Genomic DNA, 26069 nt, shown 5'->3' with positions numbered 1-26069 from the left:
GCGTTCATCCGTGTTCATCTGTGTCAAACCTTGCAAACCCGTTTTCCTTTCTCACTTCAATAAAAATCTTATTTCGGCTATATTTTTAGAATGACTCATACATTTTTAGGAAAAATTGGCGAGCTGATGTTAAAAGGCTCGAACATCAAAACTTTTGAAAGGGTTCTTGCTCAAAACGCGCGGGCGAACTTGCAGTCTGTGCAGGCAGAGGTAAAACTTCGCGCAGGGCGAATGTACATTGAATGCCCGGACGAATCGGTTGAAGCTGTAAAATGGACTCTGAACCATCTTTTGGGAATTACAGGCTGGGCAGAGGCGATTGTTGTAGAAAAAAATATCGAGGCGATTCAAAAAGAAGTCGTGAATCAGTGCCTTGCGGCAAAAAAACTTGGCTGCAAAACATTCAAGCTCGAAGCGCGACGAAGTGATAAATCATTTCCTTACGACCACTACGGAATAATGCGCGAAGGAGCGACGCTCGCTTACCAGCAAAAGATTCTTGACGTAGACGTTCACAACCCGGACGTAACGATAAACATTGAAGTGCGCGAAAAGTGCTTCGTTTATTCAGACTCAATAAAAGGACGGCGCGGACTTCCTGTAGGCGTTTCCGGAAAAGGACTTCTGCTTCTTTCGGGCGGGCTCGACAGCCCAGTTGCCGGCTACCGCATGATGCGACGCGGAATGAGCGTTGACTGCTGCTACTTCCACGCCTACCCTTACACAAGCGACCAGGCGCGCGAGAAAGTTGAGCATCTTGCAGAAATTATCGCGGGCTACGGAATGCGAAGCCACATAAACATCATTCCGTTTACGGACGTTCAGATGCAGATTAAAAAGAAATCGCCAGAAGAATACACGACTTTAATGCTCCGTTTGTGCATGATGAAGTGCGCGAACATGCTTGCAGAACGAACCCGTGCAGGCTGCATCATCACAGGCGAGAGCCTTGGTCAGGTTGCGAGCCAGACTTTGCAGAACATGGAGTGCACCGAAAGCTTCGCAGAATATCCACTTCTCCGCCCGCTAGTAGGAATGGACAAAGAAGAAATTATTGCCACGGCCCTTGAAATCGGCACTTACGAAACGTCAATTCTCCCGTACGAAGATTGTTGCGTTCTCTTCTCTCCGCGCCACCCGGTTCTTCATGCCAGCGTAGAAGAAGCAAAGCGGATTTATGAAAGTCTTGAAGTTGATGATTTGATAAAAGAAGCTTTTGAAAAACGAGTGATTAAGCGATACGAAAGCCGAAGCATAGTGGCAAAAGAATTCGGCACAAAACCAAATAAAGACGAACTCACCGCCATTAACGGCTCGGAGCCAACGGAAACGCGGTAACAGAATCGTAAACCGAGGAAGGAAATCTGTTGTTCGCCATTGCTACCGAACAGCAGATTTTTAGGCCCAAGAGCTTTGAGGCGGAATATGTTTTTCCATTGTCATATTTTCCCCACAACCTTTTAGTAAATCTTCAAATCTTTTACATCAAAAACAAGCCCCTTGGTAACACTATTTGTTGTAGCACCTGTAATTATTATCACTAAAACGATAAAAAATGCGGAAAGAACCACGATTTCGTAAAACATTTGCACTTCAAACAAGATCTGTCTTATCCACTGTCTGTGGATAGTCCATTCCACAGACAGTGGATAGCCCATTCCACACACTGCGGAACTGCCGTTTCATACACAATAGACAGCTTGACAAAAAAAATTGTCTGCAAAGAATTAAATCGAAAGTTGTGCCTATGCAAAAGGAGTTGGAATTGTTAATCCTGATGATGATTGTGGATTTTAAGCAGATGACGGTTGAGTTCAAAAAGTTTTTCGGACTCAGCTCAACATAAAACTTTTCAAGCAAATCCTGATTTGAAAGTTTTAAGTCATCTTTACTCATTCTTCCGCTACGAATTGCTTCACGGTGGAAAATATCAAAGCTTTCTTTATCAAGGTCATCAACACTCACATTTTCAAGCGGAACAGAATCCCAGTTTTTACCTGTCTTACGTAAAAGAAAATTAGTCAGTGCCGAACCTTGCAAAAGCTGTTTTGTGCTTCCAGTTCTATAATGATACTCACCCTTGTAATTCACAGAATAAGGATTTTCTTCAACAGTGATTTTTATAACATCAAGTCCGTTCTCAGTAATCAAATCAACATCAACAATCAATCCAAGTGCATCACGAACTTTGTTAGGGATATCTTCCATAAGCTTCTTTGAATCGGCAACGCCACAAACAGAACCGTCATCTCGCTTACCAATATAAAGCACGCCGCCCTGCGCATTTGCAAAACGTCGCAATCCGCTTCGCGTCTTGCTAAACGAGTTTTGACAAGCAAAACTCGCGCAAATCCATTTGAGATATTCATCACGCCAAGATTCTTTGTATTCGATTAACTGGGATTCGGACATTAATTAGAACTCCTCGTAATAAAAATATTTGTCTTCATAAATCTCTCCATGCATTGCGAATCTCTGCAAATTCTGAATTTGAATTACAAATATCTTTCCATAACAAAACTTCTGTCGGAACGTTTTCTTTTTGTTTCAAATATTCTAAATAAAAATTAAATGCCAACGAAGCACAATTCTCACGGATTGCTAATTTAAGTGCAATTTCTAAGTTATTGCTATTATTTAAATCTGTCTCTTCTGCCATTGCTTTCAAAAAAATCAGAAAATTATTTTTAATCTCTTTTGGCATCGTTCCAATATATTTTTTTGTAAGGGTTGAACTCAAATAATTCAATGATGTAACTAAACTGTCGTCACGTTTATACAGTATGCATTGAGATATTTCTTGCCAAATTTTCATAATTAGTATTTTATTTCTACTTTGTTTCAATATGGCAAGAAAAGATTTCATTCCATCTGCAACAACATCAGAATCAGAAGTAATTAATTTCTCTTTTATTTTTACTAATAAAACATTAAATTCTTTTTGAAACCAATTCAAACAACTAAATTCTAATTCAAGAGAATTAATTCCATATTTTGGAAAATCATTTATAAAAGATTGTATTATTTCTCTTTCTTTATCTTTTATATTTTTTACAGAACGACATAGTACTGCCAGAGCTTGTTTCATAGCAATACACTGATTGTACACTTCTGAATCTCCCCAAAAATCATCCTTTTCGGTATATTCTTTTCCATTCTCCCAAAATTTATACATTTTTTTTATTAGAATTGAAAATTCATCATAACTCCAATGTAAAAAGAATTCGCAGAAAATGATTTCTCGAAAGTATTCGACTATTTCATCACGAGAATTAAAAGTTCTTACAGTAAGTGTTTTATAGTTTGGCAAAGAAAATTCTAGTATATATGTTTTTAATAATTTTTTTATATTTATCGATTTTGGATGCGGTAAATTTAAAAATGAATAAAGCATATAATTCGTCTTAGCAGGCAAATGAGTTTTTTCATCTGTTTTTTTCCATAAATTTTTTTTAAATTTGTTCGTCTGTTTCACGGTGAAACAATCTAATTCAAAAAGTTCTGTTAATACATTTATTCCCCATTGCCGTATAAAATCATTTTTTGATTCCATTGCAACAAAAAATTTTTCTAGTTGTTCATCTGTAAAAGTTTCTTTTCTGTTATTTGTTATATCTTTTCTAGATATTGATAAATAAAAAGTTAATGGAACAAGTTTTCCTTGTTCAATGGGAACTATTGTATTTGGAATATCAATATTGACAATATCTTTAAATAATTCAATTTGTTCATTTACAGAAAGAGATTTCATGAATCTTTTCGTAAGATTATCTAATTTTTGATATTGTCGTCGTTCAGCACAAGAATAGTTTTTCTTTATAAAGTTTAAAATTTTTTTCTTTGCATGAAAATCGCATCTGCAACATAATCGTGAAATGAGCTCAGGAAGCGATTTGGCAAGGATTTGGGGGAAACTCATCTGATTGTTATCAAAAATTTTCTTTATTTCTATTTCGTTTTCATCCAATGTTTCTAAAAAATCTTTACAAAGATTATTTGCATATTCGGAAGAAAAATTTGCAATTTTTTCTCGAGAAAATAGTTGTTCAGATAATTTGTCATCATCCAATCTACAACAAATTGAAATGGCCCAAAATGAATAATGATTGGCAATTCGTTGTGCTGCACCATTCGCTACATCTATGCTTATATTAAGCTTGCCACCTCTGGAGAAAATCGAAAATGGTTGTCCGATTTTTTCAGTGAAAATTAAAAATGCAAGTGCATTCTTTAATGGTTTTGTATCTTCACCAAAATGACGAATGTAAGATTTGTTTTGTATTTCGAACTCATTTTTTTCTTCAAAGAGTGGTACAACTTTATACATTGTCGTCAATACAAGTTTAAAATATTTATTTTCTTGATCTGGATTTATGAGTTTTTTCTGTAATTCTATCAATCTTCCAGAATACTTTTCATGAACTTGATTATAATCTATATCTTTGTCGTCAGAATTTTTATTATACCGAACAGGTGAAGAAAAAATAATATTTTCATACAATGAGATAATATACGCTTCTTGAGATAACAAAAGACAATTGTTATCAATATCGCTAGAGATTTGCAAATGTCGAATATCGACAAGAGCCTGTTCTAATATTTTTTTTGCTTCGACAACTTCTCCTATTTCTGCAAGTAATCCAGCCTTTTTAGCATTCATAAATGGAAAAGAAGAATCTATCTCCCATTCAGAAAGATTTTTCTTTATTTCTTTATAATTCAAATGGAACAGGGCGTTTAATGTTTTCTCATATTTATATTCTAAAAGAATTTCTTTTGGATATAAATCTTGCTTTGCCGCAAACCTATCACTAGCATTATTCCATTTTTCAATTTCACCACACCTTCTATAGCAACGCATTAAAGCTATAAGAAAACTAGATAAGTCCTTTTCTTTATAATTGTCCTTTGAAATAACGATTTCAATAATTGAAGCTATTTCGAGTGTTACAGGATATAATATAATATCCAGTCGCCAAATTAATTCGCTTAAAAAATCAAATAAAATAGTATCAGAAAGTACATCTTTATATTTCAAAAACTCTTCTATTCCTTGAAAAGTTTCATATTGGAGGCTCGTTCTTTTATTTTCAGGAAGAATCACCCAACCAGGATAAGATAATCGCAAATTCTTCCAATTTTGTATTGCTTTTTCAAAAAGCTCTATGGGATTATTTTTATATTGATCTGTAAAATGAAATATATGCTCTTCATGATATGACCAGTCATAGAAATTTTTATTTTTTCTCTGTTCTTGCTCATTCAAATACTTAATAAATAAATCTAAAGCATCATAATGTTTGTTAGTTGCAGATTCTGAAACAGAAATATTTACAACAATAATATTTTGCTGTTCAAAAAGCTTCAATTGGGCTTCTGAAAAAGAAAATGTTCCAATAAGATATATTTTGGGTACATTTTTTCCTAAATTATCACGAATCCAACCAATCCACTGGAGGAAATTCGGATCTGTTCCTGAAAAACCTACAAGACATAAAGTATTTTCTAGTAATGATTGTTGAACAGTATTTACAAAAGGCGCAAAATCTTTTGGATATTTACGATAATCTTCTTCAGTTATTATAAAAGGTCGTGAAGATGGAAAAGTTCCATGTAATTTGATAATTCTAGGTTTTGTTGCACCAATTAAATCATCTTTATTTCGCACTACAGTATATTTATAATCGACAAGTGTTTCAGCACTTCGTTCCAACAATGTATCATAATTCGTTGTGAATACATCTGTCCATGGCAGATTTAATAACTTTTTATGTAATTCAGATGGAATATAATTCACATCTGGAATAGAATCTTGTAAGATTGTATCAAGAACTGGACGACCAAAAGCAGCTTCAACTTCATTTGCTAAACGAAGTACATTCAAATAATTATCTGTTTTTGGCGGATAACACCCATTTAGTTTCTTGTAAAACTCATTCCCCAATTCCTTCCAATCTAGAAATCGCTTTTCTGAAAAACCGTTAGGTATTGCATTCTTGCTAAATCCTGCACCGACCATAATAGCGGCCTGATTAGAGAACAGACGATTTGCAATTTCATCGAGATATGGAATTATGTTAGAATTTATTTTATCTTTTACACTCATAAAACTACAACATCTCCCGAACCTTGCTAGCTATAAAATCACGTTCTGGTTTGCTTAAATTGTATTTATCGAACAGCTGCTTATCTATTTCTGAAACAGACTTGTTCCAGTCGATGTCGCTGGTTACGGTGAAGTCTTGGAGAGGAACATTCAACCATGTTTCACGAGGATTATCTTGCGTTACTTTGAGAGTACCAAGCATCGTACGTGCAAATTTTGTTTTGATATATTTTAAGCAGCTTTCTGCTTCAAACTGGGTTTCAAATTTTCCAATATTTAAAAACGTTGTCGTACAGCCGACCATCGGCTCGCCGACCATCGGGGTCGATAGTACTTCGCCTATCGCCCCCGAACCGTTTGACTTAGGAACAAAAACTTTATAGAAATCAAAATTATCTGGAATTTTCAGATAATCCTTTCTGAACCATTTTTCAATTCGAACATTATTTGTTCGTCCTAAAACTCTTGCGTATTCTTTCTTATCGTTAGGTTTTTCGTCATAGAATAATTCTGGGAAAACATCAAAGACATTTGAACCACAATCATATCGGTGTCCTTTACTCTGCCGATTTTCTGCAAAAGGATTTTCTTCATATAGGATTTCAGTAAGTTTATATAAATCTCTTCCGTAAACTAAATCAGAAAAAGTCTTAAACTCATCATTTTTTACTTTCTTCAAAATTGAGCGTAATTCTTCAAATGCTACAAAAGTTCCTATTTTTCCAAAATCAGTTTTATTATCCCAATGTGTTATTGCTACCCCACCTTTTATATCAACATCAGGGAACATTTGTGAAGAATTTGCCCAATATCCAAGAACCTTAAAATGATCATCATTAAGAACTTTTTGATTCCAGTCTTTAGGAGTTTTCCCAGCATTAAACAAAAATCTTGCAGGGTGAATCAAAGTTTCACGACTGCAAAATTGTTTTCCTGCATCAATGAATAAATGATAAATTGGATCTGAGCCGTTTGCATCTCCTGTAGCAATCACCTGATATGGTGGATTACCAATTATTGTATCAAAATTCATATCTTTAAGCTCCTTGAGGATTTCTTCATTTTTGGTTGTATCTATCAAATCATACGAAGTAAAATCAGAATAAATATGCTCTACAGGCATTCCTAAAAGTTTATAAATCTTCCTTGTACATTCATAAGTTACGCCCGATGTCGGAATGCTGTACACATTCTTCTTTATTTTTTCGCCATATTTTTGTAAAAGTGCATTTGCAAATTCCCCGGTTTTTGAAGCAATGTCTAGGAACTTGTCGCTTGCATAAATATCATCAGGCAGATTGTTCACAAGTTCCATTGCGACATTATCCGGCGTTACTACTTCCGAAACAGAAAGGCGTGACATTTTCTTTAAGGCTATTCCAATCTTATCCGGACTTATTTCTTTTCCCAGCTGATTGATATTTTGAATTTTGTCTTCAAGATAAGATAGAATCTGCGGATTGATTTTGTCACGGACAAGTTTTAATTCTTTTACATTAATCTGAAGGTTCTTTCCAATGCGTTTTCCTTCTGTATCATTTTCGATATTGAAAATTATATCTGAAACGCTCTTTTCATCTTTTTCAGAAATAAAGGCAAAAAGCAAGAGCTTAAAATAATAACCTTGCAGCTTGCTTGCTAATGCTTTTGCATCACATTCCTCAGTCTGCACATTATCTTTTTTCTCTGTATTTTGAAACTCTGAATCTCCATCCGTTTGTGTTTCTGGCGTATCAATATCATCGCCGTCGTCTTCTGAGCCGTAAGCTGACACATCAAACTTAATGCCTTTTGCCGTAACTTCCGGCTGTTTTTCGATTATTGAGCGGATTGATTCATCTTCAAAAATCCGCTGGTCAATTTCTATATCGAAAGTTTCATCCATCATGCTCTTATTGGCATTGTAATTGCGGATTGTATCAACAATATCCTGAGCTTCTACCATACCAAGCTTTGAATGATTCATAAAAATGATTGGCGCAATTTCAAGTTCTCTTTTTAATTTTGCATCCAGAACTTCATTTCCTCGTTCAGATTTATTTATGTTTGCTATAAGAGACTTTTTGTGCTGCAATGTGTACATTCTGACAGGATCAAAATCAACAAGAATAGTCTGTGGCTTCATGTCTTGTTTTATGATTTTGCCGTCCTCACTCTTTATAGTCTTAACATACTGACTTTGCAAGCGGAAAATTGCCTGGTCATAGTCTTGAGGACTAGATGTATTCCTCAAGAAAATCATCGTGTCCCATTCTTTGACGGTCGAGCCTGTAAGCATTTTCCCTACTGTCAAAGAAATTGTCTTTTTTCCTTCTGATTCATACTTTTCGATTTTTTCTTTGACACGGGCGGCATAATCAGGCTTATTCATTATTTTTTCTGAATCAAAACCTGCAATATTTATAATTTCGTAATCATTCAGATTATTAAAACATTCAGCCTTTAAAAGATTTTCCATTGCATCACAGGAAGCACAATATGGAAGAACCATGACGATATGGCGGCACATTGAGCCTTTTTTGATTTTGTCATAATTCAAGAAACTGAAAATATTTTCATCTTCTTTGCTTCCGTCAATTGCATGGAGCAAGTCTAAAACTTCATCTTTGTATTTGAACTGATTGTGTTTTTCATCTGCCTTTGATGTTGATTCAGGACTAAACAATTCATCCAAATCATAGGCGTAGCCGTTATTTTTTAAGTCTGCCAGTTTTGCTTTGGCTGATTCATTCAGATTAAAGGCAAAGCAAATCATCTGAGGAAAGCCGTAATAAGGATTTTCCCATTCGTCTTTTTCAATATTTTCTTTATCCCACTTTTCTTTTTCGTTGATAATGTCGCTGTATTGAACCATTCCGACAATATCATCACTTTCAAATTCGTTATCCAAAAGAATTCTGTAAGGAGTTCCTGAAAGATGAAGCTTTACTTTTGGAGAAAAAACTTTTATCTGATTTTCAAGGTCGTCAAAAGATTCGTCATAACCATTTGATTTCTCTGCCTTTGAAAGTTTCGTACGATTGTTTTGGTTACTGAGCGTAGTCGAAGTACCAAGAACTTTTCCAAATTCTTCTGCCCTTGCTCCAAAATGAGTTTCATCTATAATGAGCAAATCAAGTTTTTTCTGACTGTTTAAATTGAACAAATCAGCATGGCGAGTTTTTATATCTTCTCCAAGCAAATCCTGCATGGTAAGAAAAACAACTACAGAATGGCCCTCTGCAAGTTTTTCTGAAATGACGGCTGGATTTCTTGACATTGAATCTGAATCAACAAATTCAAAGCCGTCTAGTATTTTTGGACGCTGAACATTTTCTTTCCATTCCAGACGAACTGCTGTCTTTCCGCAAACAACAACAGTCAGTTTTGCTTTCATAGCTTTTGCGCAACAAAGAGATGTAAAAGACTTTCCAAAACGCATGACTGCGAACATCAGCAAATTGTTGCGACCTTTTTTGACTGCATTTGAAAAATTCTCTATGACAGCTTTCTGATTCTCTCGCGGTTTCCAATCCGCATCACGCTTAAAGTCAAAATCTCCTAAAGGCAAATTATCTTCCACATCATAAAAAGCGTACCTATTATCTTTCTTCTCAAATGATTTTTGAATGTCTTTTATTGCCTCTTCAACATTTTCTTTTTTTGCATTCATAAAAAACTCGTTTGAAAGATAAATTCCGCTTTTGACATCATCTTTTTCGATTCGGCGGAAGCCATTCTGAATCAAAAAATCATGTACGGAATAATCCCTAAAATATGTATTATCATCAACTTTTGCAATATGCTCGTATTTCTTTTTCAAATCAGAATAGAATTTTCGCCACTCATCAAGACGGACTTCAACAGGACGATAAGTGTCACCGACTTTGAGAAAATTCGGGACGGTGTTTGTTTCAAAAGCGTAGATATACGGATCAACACGGCCTCGAATGAGAAAATTCAGGTTTATATTTTCAATCATTTTTTTCTCCCTCTTTCATTATATCTACGAAACGTAAAGTTTTATTCTCCTTCCAGTCACGGATTTTGCAATAGATTCCGTTGTGTTTGAAATAAGATTTTTCGCCATAGCCAAGTTTGCAGCCTTCACATGGTTTTGAAATCACGTGACTTTCAAATAAATCTTCCTCTACAATTTCTTTTGCACAACAGGAATTCGGTATAACAAACTTCAAGCCATCCATCTGCCAGATATTCCATGCAATAATCTTTGCAAAACCGACTAAATCCTGAGTTTGAAGTTTTTCATGGAAGTTTGCTTCATAGTGCTCTGCGACATCAAAAAGAAGGTTTTCTCGTGCAATAAGAATATTATCTCCCTGCCACTCAAAGCCATAAGAACTTTGCACGGCAACAGTTGCCCATTTTAGCCAATCTTCGCGACCATCAGTATTCTCAGCAACAACACGAAGTTTTCTGTCTAAAAGACCTATCCTATTTGGAACCTCTATATATTCACCAGTAACAGTGTCATAACGGCTCACAAGATAAGGAGCTTCGCCGCAAGTAATTTCCAGTCGGTTTGAATTGACATAATCCTGCCAAGTTTTGCCTTTTTCGTCTGAAAATTGAATTTTTTCTTTTGTTGTTTCCCATGAATGTTCTTTTTCTACATTAAAAACATCTTTTCGCCCAAACCATGTTTCATCAACCAAATTGTTCTGAAGATTGCAAACCCAGCTTGGAGTAAAGACTTCTGCTTTTTGACGCACTCGCTGCAGTCGTTCTTCTTTTGATTTTTCAACCCTCGGTTTTATTACTCCGCCGTGACGGGAAGTTATCAGCTCAATTTTTATTTCTTTCTCCGAAGTGTAAAGCTCTCCATATTTAGAATAATTGTCCGTTGCCCAAATTATGTTTTTCCCGGTCGTCTTGTCCTTTAAAAGAATTTCAAGCAAGGAACGGTCAATTTTGAGAAGGTTGTTTTCTTTTATATCAATGTTTTGTTCTGGTAACATTTGCACTTATTTATCCATCAAAATATTCAATTCTCAAAATTATATCAAATAAATGTGTTTTTTTATAGTTTAACTCTCTAACACGGGCACGCCGAGTTTTACCCGAAAACACGCCGAGAATTTGTCAAAAACATACGGAGTTTTCTAAAAAACTCGGCGTGTTTTAAAAAATTCTCCGTACGTTTTTCCGGGATTCTCGGTATGTTTTTTGGAGCTGGCCGCAAGGCTTGGCGTGAGCGAGGTTACGGTTAGCCGCTGGATGACTGACGGCGCAAACGGACGGAACCCCAGAATTCCGCCCCTGCAGAAGATAGCAGACATTCTTGAGACTACACCGGATTATCTTTTGGGGAAGGACGGAAAGGAATTGCAGCCAACACAGAACACATCTGGCGACGGCGTAAACTGGGGAGCGATTCTTGCCGGAACCGCCCTGACCGCAACCGCCGTAATCGGACTTGTTGTCCTTGCAAAGGCTATGGGCAAGCTGAACGAAAGCGACAAGGAGCAGATTGAAAACATCGAATGAGTGCAGGCCAACCGGCAAGGAGTTAAGCAAATTGCGAGCTAAAAACGAAATTGAAAAGGCATCATTTTCAAAAGTTTGATTTGCTAAGACCTTGCCCCCGCTTGGGAGGAATTTTAGGCGGGGATTTTTTTCTATCCCTCTAAATCTCCATCCCAAACACAGCAGCCACATCCCCGTCGTCCATGATGCGGTCGCTGGGCTTGGAGGCGTTTTCTATCATGCTTTGGATTCTGTCCTTGATGGCGTTTCCAATCAGGCGGTCGGTGTCTACTCCACGAAGCTTGAAGAAGAGGAGCGGGTCTTTGTCAAAGCGGGAACCGATTCCGTAAAGGCCTGCGGCTACGTGTTTGCACATGTCGGCATAGTCTGGGCAGGAGCAGTTAAAGTGTATCTTTGCCATTGACGGGAAGAGTCCGGCTCCTTTTTGCGTGAAGAGGGCTTTCAGGTCGTCGGGAAAGTTTCCTTTTACAAGGTCATCGATGTTCTGGATTTTTGAGGCGCACTTTTCTACAATGCTCTCGTACTGTTCTTCCGTAAGTTCGTCGATTCTTATGCGGACATTGTAGGGCTTTTTTCCGCTTCCCTGAACCAAGGCCGTTACTTCTCCCACTTCAATCTGCAGGTCAAGGACACAGTTTGCGCGGACGTATTTCCTGCCACGCTCTAGGCGGCTTGCGTAGTCGGCATAGAGCTCAAGATTTTCGCACCAGGCTTTTCCCCACCAGCTTTTTGCGATTGTCCTTCCTTCAAGCTCAACCGGGTTAAGCACCACGCCTTTTTTGCGCTGCTCTTCGATATATTTTTTTGCCTTTGCCTTGTGTTCCTCAACTGAAACGTAAGGGGCAAATCCGCTGTAGTAGTTATAGTAACCCATTGATTATTCCTCCCCGTCCAAGCGGAACATATTCATAAGGTCGCTGTCGCTCATCTCGGTTATCCAGCTTTCACCGGAGTCAGCGGAGATGACGTTTTGCGCAAGCTCGATTTTACTTTTTATGAGCTCGTCGATTTTTTCTTCGATTGTGCCACGCGATACAAATTTGTGAACCATGATGTTTTTTGTCTGGCCGATTCTGAATGCGCGGTCGGTGGCCTGATTTTCCACTGCGGGATTCCACCAGCGGTCAAAGTGAATTACGTGATTTGCATTGGTAAGATTCAATCCGGTTCCGCCAGCCTTTACCGAAATGACTAGGTAGGGAATATAAGTGTCGCTCTGGAATTCTTCCACCATTTTGTTGCGCTTGGAAATTGGTGTTCCGCCGTGAAGGACAAAGCCCCTTATGCCGAATACGCCGGAAAGGAAATTATCCAGTGCCGGGCATATTTCCTTGAACTGGGTAAAGACAAGCACACGCTCGCGTTTTTCGTAAATCGTCTGGCAGATGTCTTTGAGCATCTCAAACTTTCCGCTGTCTTTTTCTGCAAAACCATCCGCTCCGTTGAACTGGTCGGGGTGATTGCAAATCTGCTTTAGCTTTAAAAGGGATGCAAGCACAAGTCCGCGGCGTTTCATCGGGTCTTCATCATCTTTTGCTTTTTCCAAAAGTTTTGCAAGGTCGTCCACATATTTTTTGTAAAGGACACGCTGCTTTTGGGAAAGAGTTACATAATCAGTCATCTCCATTTTTTCCGGAAGGTCAGAGATGATTGACTTGTCTGTTTTTAGGCGGCGCAGCATGAAGGGTGAAATCATTGCCTTGAGTTTTGAGTAACCGGATGGATTTTCTTTTAGCGATGATGCGAAGCGTTTGAATTCCGTTGAGTTTCCCAAAAGCCCCTTGTTCAAAAAGTCGTAGAGCGACCAGAGGTTTGTCAAATCGTTTTCGATTGGAGTTCCAGTGAGGGCGATTCGATTTTTGGCTTTGAGCGACTTTATGCTTTTTGTCTGTTTGGAAGACGGATTTTTGATTGCCTGAGCTTCGTCCAAAATCACAAGATCCCATTCTGTCTGTTGCAAATCTTCCATGCGGTTTACCATGCTGTAGGTTGTGATTGAAAGGAAGGGGAAGCTGCCATTCTGAATTGCGCCACTGTCATTCTGAACTTGGTTCAGAATCAGAGATGCCGAATCAAGTTCTGCATGACTGGGGGCATTTTCGGGCTGGCAATTTTTTAAGACGGCATGACGGGTTGCGTTTTTGGCATTACGGTTAACTGACGAATGTAAAATCTGGAGCGGTAAAAGAGGGGCGAACTTTTTACATTCATTCTGCCAGTTGCCCAAAAGAGATGCGGGAACTACAAGAAGAATTTTTGAATCAGGGGAATCTACACGGAATTTTTCCAAAAATGCCAAAACCTGAACGGTCTTTCCCAAGCCCATGTCATCGGCAAGACAGGCACCAAAATTGCAGGCTGTCATTTTAGAAAGCCACTCGTAGCCCTTTGACTGATATGGACGCAAGGTTGCCTTAAAGCTTGAAGGAAGCTTCATGGCCTTTTTGCCTGTGCTTGAAACAGAACGAAGGTCACGGAGAAGCTCTGAAATCCATGTGGCGTTGGAGATTGCGTTTATGTCGATTTTGTCTTTTGAATCAGAAGCAGCGTTGCCTGAATTAAGGCTCATGCGCAGGGCTTCCAACATGCTTATGTCACCCTGATATTTTTCCATCTCTTTTAAAAGCAAGTTCAGCCGCTCGTGGTCAACTTCAACCCACTTGCCTTTTATGAGCGAAAGGCCTTCGTCCATGGCAAGCATTTTTTTGATTTCTGACTTGGTGAGTTTTTCTCCGTCAACTTCAAGATAGCCTTCCATTCCAAGGATTGAGTCCAGCCCCAGAAGTGATTTTTTCTTTGTGAGCGAAACGGAGACTCTTGCCTTTTGCCGTGATTTTTTCCACCAGTCGGGAATGCGACAGACGATTCCGCTTTCTTCTATCTTTGGAATGTCGCGCAAGATTTGCCAAGCCTCGTTTGTAGTAAGCCGCAGAGGATGGAACATTTCTCCGCTCGAAGTAAATTCTCCAATCATCTTTGAAACCTCCGCCACCCGGTTAAGGCAGGAAAGAAGCTCCAGGATTTTATCCCGGTCATTTTTGTATTCGGTTAGGGCATATTTTAAAGGCGCGTGTTTTATGCTTCCCTTTTCGTCTTTTGTGGAATAGGTTGCGAGAAAGGAAAATGGATATTTATCGTCGTTTTTATTTTCCACAAGATGAAAGAAAATCCTCTCCGCAACTTTTAGCCGCTCGTCTTTTTCCGCAAGATAAAGGGCTACGGTTCCTGAATAATTTTTAATCTCGTAAGAAAAGCAGCCGTTCAGATTTGCCCAAAGAGCCTGTATCCATTCTGCGTTTACGTTTTCGGATCCGGGTGCAAACGGAAGTGATGAAAGAAGGTTTTCGGTTAAATCGCCAGTCAGCAAAACAGACGTGTTTTCCCGGCTGAGTTCAAGGCCCTCCGTTCTTGAAAGCTCTGTTAAAAATGAATCTGCAATCTGCCAGAGAAAAAGTCCCGCATCGTCAACGCTTGCCACAGGGCGCACGTCAAAGCCAAGATTGTACAAGGCTGCAACAGGCTCATTTTTAAAAGCTCCGCTGTATGTTGCATCGTCCACCGCAAAAAGCGAGGGCAAAAATCTAAAGCGAAGAAGTTGAGTTGCATTTTGTTTTTTCAATTTTTATCTCCAGATGCTATAACATCACGCTACGAAGTTTACCATACTATATTTTTCAAATGTTTTCACCCAAAACGTCAATGCGACTGCGAAGAACTTACGAATCAAGTCTGAAATTCCAATATTTCTTTTTCGAATGGCGTTGTCGTTTGACTCACGGCGGTAAAAATTCTTTCACGCATTTTTCTTTTATGCTATAATCTCTCATGCACTATTCCCGCATACAAAAAGCAATATTTTTAGACCGCCCCAACAGATTCATTGCCCACGTCCTGCTGGACGGAAAAACCGAAACAGTTCACGTAAAAAACACAGGCCGATGCAAGGAACTGCTCGTAGCAAACGCGACTGTTTATATAGAAGAAAGTGATAATCCTGAACGGAAGACAAAATTCGATTTGATTGCGGTGGAGAAAAATACAAGCGAGAACAAGAAAATCCTTATCAACATGGACAGTCTTGCTCCGAACAAAGTGGCCGCAGAATGGCTTTTACAAAATAAAAAACTTTTTCCAGAGCTTACGCTTCTAAAAGCTGAACACACTTTGGAAGATTCTCGTTTTGATTTTTACGCTGAATACAATGACGAATTTACCCACCCCCGCAAAAAACTCATTGAAGTAAAAGGCTGCACGCTAGAAAAAGACGGTATTGCGCTCTTTCCCGACGCGCCAACGCTCCGAGGGCTCAAACACGTTCGCGAGTTAACCGCGCTATCAAAAAGCGGTGAGTATGAATGCATGATTCTGATAATCGTGCAGATGACTGGCTGCAAATATTTTACCCCGAACCGCGAAACTCACGCAGAATTTGCCGATGCCCTAAAGGAAGCAAAATCCGCCGGTGTAAAAATCTTCGCGGTGGAATGTGAAGTCACCCCGGAAACTCTCGTGGCAAAAGGCGAAATTGAAGTCCGGGTGTAAAACACGCTAAGTCCTTAACCTGTGCGTTTCCAAAAATGTTTAATTAAGCAGCCCTATTTTATCGAGCAAAGTTTTTACTTCACTGCAAGCATCTGAAAAAGTATAATCTTTGGCATACGGCAGCTTTTTGCTATACGTTTTCCAACGAGAGTTCATAAAACTGTCGCTTTCAATTTTCTCCATCGTCGATTTTGTGTTCTCAAGATACTTTAAACTTTCTCTCTTACTTGCAGTATTCTGCAATGCCTCTTTCAACACTTCGCTCTTACAATTATGAGACAAAGTATTTAAAGCCAAAATATCATAAAAATCACGCGGACGAGTATTTTCAATGTTTCTTGAAAGAATCGTTTCAAGTTTCTCTGCAAGAACAGTTTCAACAGGATAAGAGAGCATTATAATTGACTCCTCATCGAAGATTCTTTGAAACGAATGATTGATTTTTCCGGGTGTAATTCGGTCTCCAGTTGTTATGTCCATAGAAAAAGGTGCATGTATCTTTTCATAATTCGCAAAAAGAAAAGCCCTGAGTCCAGAATATTCAGCATCTTCACGAATATCCTCAACTCTGTCAAACACGAAAGTAAAATCGTCATCACACGGAATGGAACAAATATAATTCAAAATTTTTACGGTTTCTGACTTGTCCAGCTTAAAACCTGTAATCGTTGTGTCCATATCCATTGTAGAACGATTCTTAAGTCCAACAAGAGAAGCTATGAGAAGACCGTCTTTCAAAATGAAATTATCTTTAAAGTCAGAAAGCGAGATTCGTTTGATGAAACATTCCATTATGTAATTCTGCAACACAAATTGAGGCGCAATATTCAGTTCTATTGCCTTGCTGTTAATTTTTGCTTTTAGCTGCATAGCGTTATCAGTTCTCACAATGCCACTTCCATATAATTACGGATTCTTTTCTCTACTCCGATTTTTTTTGCGAAGTCCAATAATTTAAGATTGTCGCGTTCTTTTGAATGTAAATATTTTTTTAGAGCTGGAATAAATCGTTCCAAATCAAGAAAACTTGGTTTATGAAGCAAATCGCATAAAGTTCGCTCTATGCAATAAACAGGAATTTTATTGGTATATTCTGTTTCAACTTCAATTTTTCCTTCGTTTATAAAATCAACTTTTTGCTGAATCACAGTATAGTTTTCAAGTGCTTTGGAATGGAATCCGATCGGCACCGTTACAGAATAAACAAACGGAACTTGGTCGCTGTAGCCCAAATAATACAAAGCCGTCTCGTGAGAGAACACCAGTGAAGGGAAACGCAAATGAAGAATGAAAAGTTCATCTGGAATTGTTTCTGGCAAAGTATAAATTCCCGAAGCTTGGCGAACAAGCATATTTTTCTTTGCCAAATTGAACACGCTGTTTTTGTGAATCCCTAAGTCTTCACATTCAGAAACGGTGATATACCCGCTATTGAGTTCAGCAGTCTTTAATATAAGTTCGTCAGTCGCATTCATATTGCTTTTATACATATTTTATAACAAAAGTGTGTATAAAAGCAATAATTTTCTATTAAATAAGGCTTCCTGCATAGTATACAGTTTTGAGCGATGTGCAACCGTAGAACGCATATTCACCGATTTCTGTAAAAATCTAGATTTTACAGCGCAACTCCCAGTGTCAGTTTGATCAAAATCGCTTCAACGTTTATATCTTTCGTGTAAACATCGTCACCAACAGAATCAATGAATTTGCGATAACTTGCTTCAATGCCTGGACGGAATCTGTCTGAACCAAGATTGAATTGAGTTTCAAGCCCAAAATCCAAAAATCCCTGTGTGAGTTCTGGATTTGAAGATCCAGTTTTTACGCCAGCCGAAACTTTTGGACTAATGCAGAACAACGAGAAGTCAAGCGGAATTCGCACTGACAAACCGCCACCATAAATTGTATAGCTATCGGACAAGATTTTTCCACTCTCTAATTCAATGAATACACCAAAAATGCTGCTTTCGCCTGGAAAAATTGAAAGTGAAAAATCAAAGCTTGGTTTTACATCAAAGCCTTCTGCATCATCTACTATTGGAAAAACACCACCAATGCCAAGTGCAAAAGTGTACGGAACTCCCAAGCCTTCAAAGCTAACTTCTGGCAATTCGGTCTTTTTAGATTTTTTGTCAGATTTTTTGGAGCCTGTTGTATTTTTTGATTTTTTATTTGCGTTGTTTTTGGCTTTTTTGCCATCTTCCTCATCTGCAATTGAAGCAATTCTGAAAAGTCCGTGCTCTTTTTGCCACTGAATTTTGCTCAGTTCTTCTTCTGTGACATTTTCGCCCGAAAACCTGTTGAACACATTATACGCAACAGCATAGCGTAAGCCTTCGATGGGGTCAGCAGAGAATTCCGCAACCACACGATTCCGTACTTTTGTTGAGCCATGGCGCAAAATTTCATCAAAATAATCTTCACCTTTTTTTGCAGCAAAATCATAAGAAATGAATTTTACAATCGCAGAGAAATCATTACCGCTCGTAGTCAGCGCGTTCTTGAACTTTTCAGCACGAGCTTTCTGCATTGTACTGTCATCGCCAACAGGATTTTTTGCGTTTTCAATCAGTTTTTTTACAAGAGCCACAGGAATCGCAAAGTTTGTTGAATCACGCCCAGCAGCCTTCCACGTGTTCACTCCAATCACTCTGTAGTCGCCAAATTCCCACACAAGCAACGGGCCGCCTGAGTTTCCAGCGTCAATCTGCGCAGAATGTTGAATCACCACCGAGACACTCGGATCAATCAAATCTTTAATTCGTGCCGCCGAATTTGTAATGCTTCCGCGCCCAAATTGCCAGACAGGTTCGCCCGCAAGTGCAGGGAAACCAGCAGAAAACACATCTTCACCGTCACGAAGTTTTTTGCCCGAAAGCAAAAGAGCACGCGAAAACGGCTTTGAGCCACCATCAAATCGCAAAATTGCAAGGTCGATATCGTCATCAGTAATCCAAACTGAAAGATTTTCAAATTTTGAAACATCACCGTTTTCATTTTCAAACTCAATTGACGCAGAAGCAGCTTGTGAAACAACGTGTCTGTTCGTGATGATATAGTTTTCGCCATCAGAATCCACAAACACAAAGCCAGAGCCAAAACCGCCTTTTTTGTAAGCCTCCGCAATTTCTGCATAAGTTGAATATCCACGAGCTTTCAGGTTTTTACTCAAATCCGATAAAAAATCATCAAACTCAGGATAGTGAGATTCACGCACAATGCCAACAAAATTTTTAACCTGCGCAAAAACGCCCGTACAGACAACAAAAAAGACAATCGCTACAAAAAGTTTTTTCATTTTACTTTTCAACACCATTTTCAGTTTCTAAAATCAAAGGAACATCTTTAAAGTTTTATACCAATCTTTTTCATCATAAAAAACAAACCAATTTCGATTTCGAACGTGTTTTGATTCCTCTTCTGAAAAGATTTGCGGATTTGCCCGACAAAGCGAATATTCTTCTTTCGTAACCTCGTTCAAAGCAAACTGAGCCGCTTCAAACTCATCAGAAACAGCACAGGAAAGGTCAAAGCCAAAACCTTTTGCACTATAAGAAAAATCCCCCAAATACAAAAACTTTTCGTTTTCTGGAACAACAACCTTGAGGTTCAACGGCAATCCCACAGGAAGCGTATAAGAAGCACCGATAAACAAAGTAGAATTGTCAAGATAAATCGTGCGTTGTTTTTTATCAAAACTATATTTTACGAAGAAATATTCACCATTAACTGCCCAAGCTTGCCTGTCAAATTTTTTGATATCTTTTGGTTTGTTCTCAGCCAGCTTTAAATGTTTAGTTTCAATCAGCACGATCATCGAAAACATTTCTTGCAAGGAATTCGTAACGGTACGCTGGGGTGGCGAGGAATTCGTGCTCTACATGCCGCAGACTGACGAGCAGAAAGCCTTTGAATTCCTGGAGTCACTGACGAAAAAAAAATTGAGGGCACTGTCGTTGAATTTGAGAATCAGAAGATCAGTGTTACGGTTACGGTCGGAATGTGCACCGGCTCAAGCCTTACTGAATATGAGTCTGTAATTAAGCAGGCTGACGACAGGCTTTATTACGGCAAGCGCAACGGCAAGAACCGCATCGTAAAGTAAAGATCATTTACTGCGCGCATTCCATGCAAAGAAGTATAACATGGATCTTAAGATTTAGAAATATAAAAAACCGGCAAGCCTTATTGCTGCATGAAAAACAGTTTACAGACTTGCCGGAGAATTAATGATGTACATTGAGCTTATCATCAGAACTATATGCAACAGTCATTGCCTGTTCTACAACCCTGCACGTTTAACCAATGATTTTGCTGTAGCCATATTACTTGCACTAAAACCAGCAGCTACTACAGTTTGCTTGATGAAATGCAGATTGTATATTGTTCCATAGGAATTAACAGTTGTGACTGTTTTTCCTTTTGTTCTGCATGCGCAAAAAATAACATCGCAATGCATTGCTTTAAAATCTTTAAGACTAGCATCAATCCTGGAGTTTGGATCTCCCTGCGTTTCAATACCTACTGTTAAGCCTTTTATATTTGTAAAAATTACTTTTTTGTCTTTTCCATCAATTATAATATTTACCTTTGCTTCAGGATATTTATTCTTTAAGATTTCAATGACATCAACGAGAGTTTCTGTTTTTCCAGTATTATGCCGTCCTTGTAAGATGTACATATTTACCATAAAAAAATTTTCCTCAGTTCCTATATCTACCAGTTAAAATTCCCGGATAGCACACACGTAATAGGTGTTGCCGGCCCGTTTATCCATGTTGCTGGACTTTTTATCCGTGCTCCAGGCCCCATCAGAACGGATTCTGTAAGCAATAGTAGCGTAGTTGATAGCTTCGGAGTCAGGGCATTGAGATGATGACCAGTACCAATATGCATTTTTAAACATGTCTACGCCTAAAGCTTTGTTTACAGCGTATATGTCAAATTTCTTGTCTGTTCCCTTTCCGTTTTTATAAATCTGAAAAAGTTCTGCCGTACTTGGTAAATACCAGCCGTCTGAATAACTTCCAAGGTTGTTTGCAGTGTCCTTGTAATTTTTTGCAAAATAAAAGGCTGGGTATCTGTCTGCAGCACCATCTCCTGTAGTATCATCATCTACGCCGTCAGCCGCAGTAAGAAAATCGGCAATCTGTTCAAGGTTATCGCTGCCGTTTCTGTCATTGGCAGTGGCATCGTCAAATACGAGAGAGCCAGTAGGTCCTTGTGGTTTACATTGAATGTTTTTGATGTTTTTGCTGTGAGCATTTGCACTGTCTAAACACCATGCAAGTCCTGAACTTTTGTGCTTTAAGCCAACTCCAAGTGTACGGACTGTTGTAATGTCATCTCCACTGTTCAATTCTGTTCCCTTGTAGAAAATCAGCGCAATTGCCGCCTTTTTCTGTTTGTCTGTAATCGACATTCCACTGGTGTAAGGGGTAGCAGAACCGTCATTGAACACGATATCGCCTACTTCTTTTGCTTCTGACGGGGCTTTTGTTCCGATGTATGTAGGTGTTGTCGGTGTTGTCGGTGTTGTCGGTGTTGTCGGTGCTTCGCTGTTGCTTTCGCTGGAAGATGATATCGGATGTTCACATCCTGCAAATGCAAAAAACAACAGGCCGATAAAAAACACACAAGTGATTTTGTTTGATATTCTCATAAATTTTGTCCTTATCATTTAAAAATTTATTGTCAGTTTTATTTCGTCAATAATTAAAACCGGCATGCTGTAATAGCTGCATGAAAAACAGTTTACAGACTTGCCGGAGAATTAAATTTGAATAGTTACATTATTTTTTGATTCTTCCTGAAATAAAATCACCGCCTTCGATGAATTCACCTTCATCGTCGATTCCGTACTTCATACTTTTAAATATTTTCCCGTCTTCAAATTTAACTTTGAAGTATGCTTCGAAGTATGCATCTTCTTTCAATATCCGTGATATTTCATATTTAAAATTTTCAGTTTTACCATTGATATCCGTATGTACACCTGTTCCATCAGAATTAAAGAGTGCCTCTCCGCCAACTTCTAAAACCCAAGTTTTTCCGGCTAAAGGTGCGTACTTTGAAGATTCAGCTTCTTTGCTTTTTTTGCATGAGATTAAAGCTGCAAACATCATTACTGCAAACAGCCCCATAAATACTGCTGTAAAAATTTTTTTTGTTTTCATGTTAAAGCTCCTTGTAATTTTTTGTTTAAATATACTAACTGCCGTCAGTCAAAAAATCATGTGAAAAAATCCCAAACAAACGGGAAAATTTCCCAAGGTCATGACGAAGAATTTTCTAACTTCCTTTTATGCTGAACTTGTGATATAAAAAAATATGCTTTCTTTCCGCCGCCTTAAAGCCGAATACGCCCTTCTTTCTCTTGCCGTTCTTTGTTTTGCCGTAACGCTTGTTTTCAGAGCGAGAGCCTCAAGAACATTCATTCTTTTGGACGATGAATTTCAACGCTTAAATCTGTCAATTTCTGTGGCAAATGAACAGCCCGCAAACTCTATGGGAGAAGATTCAAACATAGATTCAATTCTTACTCTGCTCGACTCCGTTAAGGAAAAAACAACTCCTTACACCTATTTTTCATCATCTTTGGACAAAAAACTTACACATATTTTTTCGCTCACAGATTCTTTTTCAAAAAATCCTTCCGACTCTCAAAAAGCCTTTCTGTTGATTTCTGAAATTCACGATTTTCAGAATCAGATTCACGCAAAGCAGAGGGAACTTTCGGGCGGGTACGACATCCTTCTGTTTTTCCCGATAATCCTTGCTTTTCTTGCGGTTTGCACCATCTTGTACAAACGTTTCGTGCAGGCCTCGGAACTTGAGCGGATTACTCTGGTGAACAAAAAGCAGCGCGACTTCAGCCGGAATCTTCACGACACTGTGGCTCAGGATTTGGCAGCGGCGCGAGTTTACATAGAAAATGGCGACATTCAGAAATCCTCGTTTTTTGCGGACAGGGCATTGAAGGAAACCCGCTACATGATTGATTCCCTTGACTCCCCGCCCGACAAGAGCGTTACAAAATTAATAGAAGAAAACATGCACTCTTTTGAGGTGAATTATAAAATCAAAACGGAGCTTGTAATTGCTTCAAAACTGATTCAGGAAATACCGCTGAGCGCGCAGATAGAAATTCTCTACGTGATTCAGGAGTCGCTGAGCAACATTGCCAGGCATTCGGATGCGAGCGAGACTTTCGTTAAAATAGTCGATGTAGGTCGTTCGTTAAAAATCACAATCCGCGACAACGGAAAAGGCTTTGACGAAAGTACCCTGAACGAAAAAACGGACAGAAAACATCATGGCATAAAAAACATACGAGAAAGGATTTCTTTACTCGGCGGAAGCGTTCAGTTCATAAATGACGGAGGATGTGTAATTGCAATCAGCATTGAAAATATTGTTCATTGACGACCACAAAAGTCTGCGCGACGGGCTTGGACTTTTACTTTCTTCAAGGAATCCTGATTTTTCATTTCTTTTTGCATCGAACCTTGAGGAAGCAAAGGAAATTCTGGACACGGAAGAAAAGATTGACCTTGCGGTTTTAGACCTGAATCTTGACGGCGAGGACGGACTTGGAGTCGTTACGGTTATCCGTGCCAAAAAAGGTTCCGTTCCAATAATCGTGTATTCAATGTATGCAGATGAACGGCGCATAGAAAAGGCTCTGGAATACGGAGTTCAAGGGTATATCACAAAAAATGACGGGACTGACGAACTTGAAAGTGCGATAAAAATTGTGGCGAACGGCGGTTTATGCTACAGCATGGCGGCAAGTCTTGTCATTCAGAAAAAGCTGTTTGGCTCTTCTGACGTAAAAGCAGATGACAAAAAGGACGGCGATTTTTACAAACGGTATATGGAACTTTCAAAAAGCGAGCAGGAAGTTTTCGCCCTACTCGCCCAGAAAAAAAAGACCGACGAAATTGCAAAGGCACTTGGCAAAAAAGAAAAGACAGTCATAAACCAGCGCACGATGATCTACCAGAAACTGTATCTTTCTGACCAGCTGGAACTGATTGATTATGCAAAAAAACTCGGAGTGATTGTATGAGAAATTTTCTTAAAAACGGGCACGGCGTAACCGGCATAAAAGGAAAAATCTTTATCATCATCCTGTGCACGGCGGCAAATTTTTTTGGCTCAGTTTTCATGCGTTTTTTTAACATTCCGCTTTACTTGGATTCAGTCCTCACGATTGGTGCAACTTCGCTTTGCGGGCTTTGGGCAGGAATTGCAACAGCAGTTCTTTCAAACGGAATTCTTTTCATAATTGACCGCAACATGATTCCATTTACTTTGTGCCATGTCGCGACTGCCGTTTGTGCGCACCTTGTTTTTTCAAATGCAAAGAAAAATAAGGGCCTTCTGGAGATAGATTCTTTCATCTGGGCAGGACTTTTGAATGCAGTAAGCAACGCAGTTTTGGGCAATGTGATTTCAGATTTTGTTTACGGCTCAAACACAGTGGAAAACATCAACAACAGCGTTCATGCAATCTATCTTGCCGTTCCGAACCTTACCTTTGCAACTTATTTTTCGGGCTTTCTCACAAACTTTGCCGACAAAATGATAAGCGCAGGACTGAGTTTCTGGGTTTACAAAATTGGACGGAAGTGCATCATTCAAGATATTGAATAAAATCTTAAAATAATGCATATTTCTGTATGGAAAACATATCTATAATCCTTTCAGACTTGGACGGAACTTTATTCCGCGACGACAAATCAATTTCAGAATTTACAAAACTTACGGTGGCTTCCGCACAGAAAAAAGGCATTCTGTTCGGCATTTCAACTTCGCGCGCACTTACGAACGCTTCTGAATTTTTAGGCGGAATCGAGCCGGACATTCTCATCACGAACGGCGGCGGACTCGTGCATTACAAAGGAAAGAAAATCTATGACAGCGGATTTTCGAACGAAGAAACACGCGCCCTCATAAAAAACGCGTTCGCCGTGATGGGAAAAGATGCCGTAATTTCTTTGGACAACGAAAAAGGTCTTTATTCAAATTCCCGTGAGGAACTCGGCGATAAATTCTGGACGTTCAATGATTTTTCGGATTTTTCTGAATCTGCAATGAAAATGTGTTTTAAAACCCGCGACAAATCCGTCGTCGAAAAAATTGCCTCCTGTGTCGGAGTTGAAAATGTTGACTTGCTTCCGTTTTCTGATATTCCGTGGTTCAAAATTACAAAAATTGATGCGACAAAAGAAAAGGGAATCGAAGCCCTCTGCGCGCACTTAAAGATTTCACCAAAAAAAATCGCTTCGTTCGGCGATGACTTTACGGACATCGGAATGCTTAAACTCTGCGGACGAGGAATTGCAATGAAAAATGCCATTCCAGAAGTAAAACTTGCTGCAGATGAAATTTGCCTTTCAAATCAGGAAGATGGCGTTGCAAAATGGATTGAAGAGACGGGCTACGCAAAGCCGTACACTTCGGACAGCAGAAAGCTCTTCAAAATCGGCGTGAATTTTTCAACAGAAGAACGAAATATTGTTGAATGGGAAGTTGAGTAGAATTAATCAAATCCGTTTGTAAAAAAAATCCCCGCAAGGTATCAGGCGGAATTGCCTTTGCCCTGCGGGGGATTTGTCTGTTGCAGGCTGACTAACTATTTCTCTTCAATGAGCAAATCATCTACAACGTATAAAGAACTACCAGTGTAGATAAGCACAAATTCTTTTGTTTCATCGCCCAGTTTTAATGAACTTTTTAGCTCACCTTTGTTGTTAGTAAATGTGAGAGTGCCAGACATAGAGTCTTCTTTCGGGTCAGCCATGCTCCATGTACCTGTTCCGTCTGATTTAAATGTAAAAGACATAGCGTATTCGTCTTCACTAAAACTGAACGTTGAATAAAGCCCACTTCCAGAAGTGCGTGAGAGGGCTGGCATGTCCATATG

General features: G+C 38.9%; 23 protein-coding genes. 8 read left to right on the top strand and 15 right to left on the bottom strand.

The window, feature by feature from the left end; translation table 11 throughout:
• The first annotated feature begins 90 nt into the window (after positions 1-90).
• On the top strand, positions 91-1338 hold the full coding sequence (gene thiI / locus JI65_RS13065; RefSeq protein WP_191017403.1) for a tRNA uracil 4-sulfurtransferase ThiI: 1248 nt from the start codon (positions 91-93) through the stop codon (positions 1336-1338).
• A gap of 122 nt (positions 1339-1460) precedes the next feature.
• Here thiI and JI65_RS17590 read toward each other — a convergent pair whose 3' ends face one another.
• The 5 genes from JI65_RS17590 to JI65_RS13045 are packed head-to-tail and all read right to left on the bottom strand — an operon-like array spanning position 1461 to position 11064.
• Positions 1461-1586 carry a hypothetical protein gene (locus JI65_RS17590; protein ID WP_277950603.1) on the bottom strand — a complete coding sequence of 42 codons (126 nt, stop codon included), beginning with the start codon at positions 1584-1586 and terminating at the stop codon, positions 1461-1463.
• 7 nt (positions 1587-1593) lie between these two features.
• Positions 1594-2412 carry an AlbA family DNA-binding domain-containing protein gene (locus JI65_RS13060; RefSeq protein WP_191017401.1) on the bottom strand — a complete coding sequence of 273 codons (819 nt, stop codon included), beginning with the start codon at positions 2410-2412 and terminating at the stop codon, positions 1594-1596.
• 34 nt (positions 2413-2446) lie between these two features.
• On the bottom strand, positions 2447-6106 hold the full coding sequence (gene dsr2 / locus JI65_RS13055) for an anti-phage defense-associated sirtuin Dsr2 (protein WP_191017399.1): 3660 nt from the start codon (positions 6104-6106) through the stop codon (positions 2447-2449).
• 4 nt (positions 6107-6110) lie between these two features.
• Complete coding sequence (locus JI65_RS13050; RefSeq protein ID WP_191017397.1) at positions 6111-10067, bottom strand: Eco57I restriction-modification methylase domain-containing protein; 3957 nt, start codon at positions 10065-10067, stop codon at positions 6111-6113.
• Positions 10060-11064 (bottom strand): restriction endonuclease subunit M, encoded by a 1005-nt coding sequence (locus JI65_RS13045; RefSeq protein WP_191017395.1) that lies wholly within the window; start codon positions 11062-11064, stop codon positions 10060-10062. Before JI65_RS13045 ends, JI65_RS13050 begins: the two co-directional genes overlap by 8 nt.
• A gap of 208 nt (positions 11065-11272) precedes the next feature.
• Between JI65_RS13045 and JI65_RS13040 the strand changes: the two genes are divergently transcribed.
• Positions 11273-11593: a helix-turn-helix domain-containing protein gene (locus JI65_RS13040; RefSeq protein WP_191017393.1), complete on the top strand. Its 321-nt coding sequence runs from the start codon at positions 11273-11275 to the stop codon at positions 11591-11593.
• 139 nt (positions 11594-11732) lie between these two features.
• On the opposite strand, the gene JI65_RS13035 is transcribed toward JI65_RS13040, so the two are convergent.
• Entirely contained in the window at positions 11733-12467 is a 735-nt protein-coding gene (locus JI65_RS13035; protein ID WP_191017391.1) for an SWIM zinc finger family protein, read from the bottom strand.
• 3 nt (positions 12468-12470) lie between these two features.
• Positions 12471-15212 carry a DEAD/DEAH box helicase gene (locus JI65_RS17140; protein WP_197971952.1) on the bottom strand — a complete coding sequence of 914 codons (2742 nt, stop codon included), beginning with the start codon at positions 15210-15212 and terminating at the stop codon, positions 12471-12473.
• Between the two features lie 206 nt (positions 15213-15418).
• On the opposite strand from JI65_RS17140, the gene sfsA reads away from it, so the two are divergent.
• Entirely contained in the window at positions 15419-16135 is a 717-nt protein-coding gene (sfsA, locus tag JI65_RS13025) for a DNA/RNA nuclease SfsA (RefSeq protein ID WP_191017388.1), read from the top strand.
• Positions 16136-16174: 39 nt separating this feature from the next.
• Here the strand turns inward: sfsA and JI65_RS13020 are convergent, their stop codons facing one another.
• The 4 genes from JI65_RS13020 to JI65_RS13005 form a co-directional block, all read right to left on the bottom strand.
• Positions 16175-17023 (bottom strand): nucleotidyl transferase AbiEii/AbiGii toxin family protein, encoded by an 849-nt coding sequence (locus JI65_RS13020; RefSeq protein ID WP_191017386.1) that lies wholly within the window; start codon positions 17021-17023, stop codon positions 16175-16177.
• Positions 17020-17625, bottom strand: a complete 606-nt coding sequence (locus tag JI65_RS13015; RefSeq protein WP_191017384.1) for a type IV toxin-antitoxin system AbiEi family antitoxin domain-containing protein — start codon at positions 17623-17625, stop codon at positions 17020-17022. Before JI65_RS13015 ends, JI65_RS13020 begins: the two co-directional genes overlap by 4 nt.
• 128 nt (positions 17626-17753) lie before the next feature.
• Positions 17754-19436 carry a S1 family peptidase gene (locus JI65_RS13010; RefSeq protein WP_191017382.1) on the bottom strand — a complete coding sequence of 561 codons (1683 nt, stop codon included), beginning with the start codon at positions 19434-19436 and terminating at the stop codon, positions 17754-17756.
• Positions 19437-19469: 33 nt separating this feature from the next.
• On the bottom strand, positions 19470-19964 hold the full coding sequence (locus JI65_RS13005) for a hypothetical protein (protein WP_191017409.1): 495 nt from the start codon (positions 19962-19964) through the stop codon (positions 19470-19472).
• Here JI65_RS13005 and JI65_RS17795 point away from each other — a divergent pair.
• Complete coding sequence (locus JI65_RS17795) at positions 19894-20178, top strand: diguanylate cyclase domain-containing protein (RefSeq protein WP_191017380.1); 285 nt, start codon at positions 19894-19896, stop codon at positions 20176-20178. The genes JI65_RS13005 and JI65_RS17795 overlap by 71 nt on opposite strands.
• A gap of 242 nt (positions 20179-20420) precedes the next feature.
• Here the strand turns inward: JI65_RS17795 and JI65_RS12990 are convergent, their stop codons facing one another.
• The 3 genes from JI65_RS12990 to JI65_RS12980 all read right to left on the bottom strand — a co-directional run bounded on the left by JI65_RS12990 (position 20421) and on the right by JI65_RS12980 (position 22314).
• Positions 20421-20828 carry a hypothetical protein gene (locus JI65_RS12990; RefSeq protein ID WP_191017371.1) on the bottom strand — a complete coding sequence of 136 codons (408 nt, stop codon included), beginning with the start codon at positions 20826-20828 and terminating at the stop codon, positions 20421-20423.
• A gap of 33 nt (positions 20829-20861) precedes the next feature.
• Positions 20862-21800 (bottom strand): hypothetical protein, encoded by a 939-nt coding sequence (locus tag JI65_RS12985; protein ID WP_191017368.1) that lies wholly within the window; start codon positions 21798-21800, stop codon positions 20862-20864.
• 130 nt (positions 21801-21930) lie between these two features.
• Positions 21931-22314 (bottom strand): hypothetical protein, encoded by a 384-nt coding sequence (locus JI65_RS12980; RefSeq protein WP_191017366.1) that lies wholly within the window; start codon positions 22312-22314, stop codon positions 21931-21933.
• 154 nt (positions 22315-22468) lie between these two features.
• Here JI65_RS12980 and JI65_RS12975 point away from each other — a divergent pair, with 154 nt between their 5' ends.
• From JI65_RS12975 to JI65_RS12960, 4 genes are read left to right on the top strand one after another with little or no spacing between them, the layout of a single operon-like run.
• Positions 22469-23563, top strand: a complete 1095-nt coding sequence (locus JI65_RS12975) for a sensor histidine kinase (protein WP_191017364.1) — start codon at positions 22469-22471, stop codon at positions 23561-23563.
• Positions 23532-24209, top strand: coding sequence for a response regulator transcription factor (locus JI65_RS12970; protein WP_191017361.1), 678 nt, complete (start codon positions 23532-23534; stop codon positions 24207-24209). The genes JI65_RS12975 and JI65_RS12970 overlap by 32 nt, the downstream gene beginning before the upstream one ends.
• Positions 24206-24796, top strand: a complete 591-nt coding sequence (locus tag JI65_RS12965; RefSeq protein WP_191017359.1) for a hypothetical protein — start codon at positions 24206-24208, stop codon at positions 24794-24796. Before JI65_RS12970 ends, JI65_RS12965 begins: the two co-directional genes overlap by 4 nt.
• Before the next feature lie 26 nt (positions 24797-24822).
• A complete protein-coding gene (locus JI65_RS12960) occupies positions 24823-25683 on the top strand; it encodes a Cof-type HAD-IIB family hydrolase (RefSeq protein ID WP_191017357.1) in 861 nt (286 codons plus the stop codon).
• 95 nt (positions 25684-25778) lie between these two features.
• Here JI65_RS12960 and JI65_RS12955 read toward each other — a convergent pair.
• The coding region (locus tag JI65_RS12955; RefSeq protein ID WP_191017355.1) for a hypothetical protein at positions 25779-26069 on the bottom strand (291 nt) is incomplete at its 5' end.

It is taken from the genome of Treponema zioleckii, assembly GCF_014737315.1.
Lineage (GTDB): Bacteria > Spirochaetota > Spirochaetia > Treponematales > Treponemataceae > Treponema_D > Treponema_D zioleckii.
This window is presented reverse-complemented; position numbering and strand designations above follow the sequence as displayed.

Bases quoted from the DNA above. Each gene is read 5' to 3' on its own strand.
- JI65_RS13045 (WP_191017395.1), bottom strand. From the start codon at position 11,064: ATGTTACCAGAACAAAACATTGATATAAAAGAAAACAACCTTCTCAAA.
- JI65_RS13010 (WP_191017382.1), bottom strand. From the start codon at position 19,436: ATGAAAAAACTTTTTGTAGCGATTGTCTTTTTTGTTGTCTGTACGGGC.
- JI65_RS13015 (WP_191017384.1), bottom strand. From the start codon at position 17,625: ATGTATAAAAGCAATATGAATGCGACTGACGAACTTATATTAAAGACT.
- JI65_RS12960 (WP_191017357.1), top strand. From the start codon at position 24,823: ATGGAAAACATATCTATAATCCTTTCAGACTTGGACGGAACTTTATTC.
- JI65_RS12985 (WP_191017368.1), bottom strand. From the start codon at position 21,800: ATGAGAATATCAAACAAAATCACTTGTGTGTTTTTTATCGGCCTGTTG.
- JI65_RS13035 (WP_191017391.1), bottom strand. From the start codon at position 12,467: ATGGGTTACTATAACTACTACAGCGGATTTGCCCCTTACGTTTCAGTT.
- JI65_RS12975 (WP_191017364.1), top strand. From the start codon at position 22,469: ATGCTTTCTTTCCGCCGCCTTAAAGCCGAATACGCCCTTCTTTCTCTT.
- thiI (WP_191017403.1), top strand. From the start codon at position 91: ATGACTCATACATTTTTAGGAAAAATTGGCGAGCTGATGTTAAAAGGC.
- JI65_RS13060 (WP_191017401.1), bottom strand. From the start codon at position 2,412: ATGTCCGAATCCCAGTTAATCGAATACAAAGAATCTTGGCGTGATGAA.
- JI65_RS12980 (WP_191017366.1), bottom strand. From the start codon at position 22,314: ATGAAAACAAAAAAAATTTTTACAGCAGTATTTATGGGGCTGTTTGCA.
- JI65_RS12990 (WP_191017371.1), bottom strand. From the start codon at position 20,828: ATGGTAAATATGTACATCTTACAAGGACGGCATAATACTGGAAAAACA.
- sfsA (WP_191017388.1), top strand. From the start codon at position 15,419: ATGCACTATTCCCGCATACAAAAAGCAATATTTTTAGACCGCCCCAAC.
- JI65_RS12965 (WP_191017359.1), top strand. From the start codon at position 24,206: ATGAGAAATTTTCTTAAAAACGGGCACGGCGTAACCGGCATAAAAGGA.
- dsr2 (WP_191017399.1), bottom strand. From the start codon at position 6,106: ATGAGTGTAAAAGATAAAATAAATTCTAACATAATTCCATATCTCGAT.
- JI65_RS13005 (WP_191017409.1), bottom strand. From the start codon at position 19,964: ATGTTTTCGATGATCGTGCTGATTGAAACTAAACATTTAAAGCTGGCT.
- JI65_RS13050 (WP_191017397.1), bottom strand. From the start codon at position 10,067: ATGATTGAAAATATAAACCTGAATTTTCTCATTCGAGGCCGTGTTGAT.
- JI65_RS17590 (WP_277950603.1), bottom strand. From the start codon at position 1,586: ATGTTTTACGAAATCGTGGTTCTTTCCGCATTTTTTATCGTTTTAGTG.